A 3,193-nucleotide genomic window follows, 5' to 3' on the forward strand; every position below is an offset into this window, starting at 1 on the left:
TCTGCGCTCCATCCACAGCTAATGCTTTACCACTGTGTTTGGCAATTAGGTAGTAATATGTTCCTGTAGTGGGGTAATTGCTTTGTGTTGCGGTAGATATTGTGGTTGTCATAATTAAAAACCCTTTAAATTACTAAATTTTGAAAATTGATGGGAATGCGTTTTACTAATGCAAAGTACAACGGGCGCACAACAATATTCGCCTCAATAAATTAGTCCAGGCATAATACTATTGCAGCAACGTAAACAGTATTTAGCTCAAAGCTTTTTGGTTAAGGTGTATGAAGAATGGAAGCCTTTTGAAGGCTATCTCTGCACACTTCAGTTTTTAATTATTTCAAAATATTATGATAATGCAAGGACAGTTAAGAAACTTAAGCAGATAATTTAGATACAAGTGGACAGTTAAGACAGTTAAGAAAATTGCACATTTGTCAAGAAGGTGCGGAAAAATTTTCTGGGGGAGATTAGACCTCTTGCATAAATATTTTTTATCTCACGCAAAGATATACCAGGCGCAGAGAAATAGTTTCAAATTTGGACTTTTGCAAGAGACTCCATAAACTGCGTTCACAAGGAACAATGAAAATGATATTGGAACGATTTTACGTTGTTTTAGCCTCTATTTTTAAGGCAGGTCTATTGCTTGCGAAGCGCCGGGAGCAGTTCTACAGGGAGCTAAATCTTTTGATGCAAGATTAGACGATCGCCCGCACTAGCCTCGACCGCGCAATAGGCTTAAACAACATTGGCTCTTAAAACCCTTGCTAGACAATAGTTTTAACAAGAACATCAAACTTTTTCTTACTTTTTTTTCTTACTTCCGGGAAATCTCTTTAACTCTTAAAAAACTCAAGTTTAGACAACACAAATTTAGTCAATCGGCTGATGTCTGCAATCATTTGTTACAAACTTTGCAGTTATGACAGCGATCGCACTACTTATTCGCTAAATCATTGGAAACATAGGTATCGCCCATGTAAAACATAACTACAGGCACTAAAGCGCAATCTTATTTGTTAAGCTCAAGAAGTAAATAGCTTGTAGCTGCAATCAATTTTTCAGATGTTATCCAAGCTTGGCTTGCTTTCATTCGCTACCGTTACGGCTACCTTGGCACTGACAACAATTATTGTCTGGGGAGCATCTCAGTTTTTGAAGTGGCTCAAACCGACAATAATCCATTAAGGTAGGCACATCGATGGGCAAGGACTTGAGGCACATTTTCTCGTTTCCATTGTGCCCCGGAAATTTTTGTTCGATGGTCAACCTGTTTAACGGCAGATTCAACCGAACCAGAACCAATTGAACAAATTTGTTCAGCTTGATGATATTCGTAGTTGATAATGCGATCGCTATGTTTATCGAGATAATGACAAAAATTTTGTGCTTGTTTTCCTTTACAATTAGCAAATAAAGCTTTAGTCGCCTCAACTTGACCCTTCCAGAGGAGAGCTTGTGCCTGTTTCAAGCGTTTTAGCGAACCCCCAACTTTGTGAAGGTTTTCTATCAAATGGAACCAATCAAGCACTTCTCGACGTTGGACATCAGGTGCTAGTTGGTCAATGATATTCCAAATGCCATCATGTCCATCACCAATACAAGTAAGTAGGCGTTGCATAATAGAGGGATGAGTTGAGGTTGTCTACTGTGCATTGATATGAAAACTCGGCATGATTCGGGTGTTCAGTTTTATCAGCAGCCTAAGCCAAGCACATCGTTTTGACTAGTTCATTGACTTTGCTAATGTGCAATTGACTGGGGCTAGTAGCATCTTGAAATTGCAACCATTCCTTGACTAAATCAAGCGGATAATCAAGCAAAGTGCGTATTTTTCTGACTCGTAAATCTTGCGGAGCTACAGTAGACGGTGGCTGAGTTCGTGCCCCACCTAATAACGTTTGAATGCCGTGAATGATTGCTCCCCAGTCAGCGTTCGGGTTCCATTCTGCCCTGATTCTTACTTTAGTAGCCGCATCATATAACCGACAAAATACTGTATTCTCTTCGCCAGAAGTAACAGCAAGAATCAGGGGTTTAGAGAAGTCTTGTATAAGTGATGCAGACAAAAGAAATGTTTTCGCAAAATTGGTTTCTATGCCAGTTCTGATGATATAAATCTCATCCGCAGCGACAACAATATCTAACTTCATGTTGTCCTTGCCCTTGTATTCTTTCGCTGTCAAACGCAATTCTGATAAATAACCAGTTAATCCTCGCTGCTGAACAGGGATCGTTTTGTCCTGCTCAATGTTGTAGTGGTACCACAAAAATGATTCACCGCTGACTTCACCGTTTTTGACGTACAGATAAATTGGTTCTGGAGGATTGCAAAGACCTAGTTTGATTTCGTTACTCATTCTTAACCTCTAGGATTTATAAATGTGCAATAATACGTTGAAGTTACGTAGATAAATCTACTTAAATCCCTTAGTAAATGCCTGGATAAAATTCCAAAATCCCTATCCAGGCATTTGCTTTTTTACATTGAAGCTTTTGGTATAATTAAAGGCTGTTGATTACTCTCCAGTTCGCACTTCGAGTAACACAGTGCAGTTTGAGCATCCACGATTGTTAAATCAGGCTGATAATCAAGTGCTTGGTAATCTGGGTGCTTGGCTATCTCTTCAATAATTAATTGAGCCGCATCAATTAATGTATGCAAATTAGGATGAGACATTTTATTGCTCCTACGAATTCAATTCAAAATTGAGAATTCAAAATTCAAAATGATAAGAAACGATTTTGGACTGATTCATCTTGAGTACAAGCCCCTCCAAATTATTTGGGAACTAAGGCATTTAATTAAATAAGGCTTGAATTTGCGCTGTTCGTCTTAATTTTGAATTTTGCATTTTGAATTTTGAATTATTTTGAGTTGTTATTGCATTTCCTCAACGATTTCCAACAGAAAATCGCAGCCAGTGTTTTGCACTTTCACAAGGTTTCTATCAAGTAAAGATTGAATAGCCACATTGGAAAACTTGATAGTATGCAAAGGTGCACAACCCCCACAACAACGCAGCGAGCGCAATAAATTAGCAGCAGACAAATCATTAGAATTTTTCTGTGGCTTAGGCATTTGTATTACCTCCCGTGACAGTTGCTAACTGTTGCTTGAGAATGTTTATCTGCTGTTGATGAGCGTCAATTTCAGCAGTGATTTGCGAGAATAATTCTTGTCGTGAAAGCG

General features: G+C 38.6%; 3 protein-coding genes and 1 pseudogene. All 4 read right to left on the reverse strand.

The features are described 5' to 3' along the window. Positions 1 to 1,165: 1,165 nt before the first annotated feature. Positions 1,166 to 1,609, reverse strand: a pseudogene (locus tag AC5JL8_RS35515) (ISKra4 family transposase); the annotation flags it as partial. 94 nt (positions 1,610 to 1,703) lie between these two features. Continuing rightward, positions 1,704 to 2,360 carry a hypothetical protein gene (locus AC5JL8_RS35520; RefSeq protein ID WP_495884391.1) on the reverse strand — a complete coding sequence of 219 codons (657 nt, stop codon included), beginning with the start codon at positions 2,358 to 2,360 and terminating at the stop codon, positions 1,704 to 1,706. A gap of 122 nt (positions 2,361 to 2,482) precedes the next feature. Beyond that, positions 2,483 to 2,680 carry a hypothetical protein gene (locus tag AC5JL8_RS35525; RefSeq protein ID WP_495884392.1) on the reverse strand — a complete coding sequence of 66 codons (198 nt, stop codon included), beginning with the start codon at positions 2,678 to 2,680 and terminating at the stop codon, positions 2,483 to 2,485. 201 nt (positions 2,681 to 2,881) lie between these two features. After that, positions 2,882 to 3,082, reverse strand: a complete 201-nt coding sequence (locus AC5JL8_RS35530) for a hypothetical protein (RefSeq protein WP_495884393.1) — start codon at positions 3,080 to 3,082, stop codon at positions 2,882 to 2,884. Between the last annotated feature and the right edge of the window lie 111 nt (positions 3,083 to 3,193).

This window comes from Mojavia sp. (assembly GCF_059505145.1).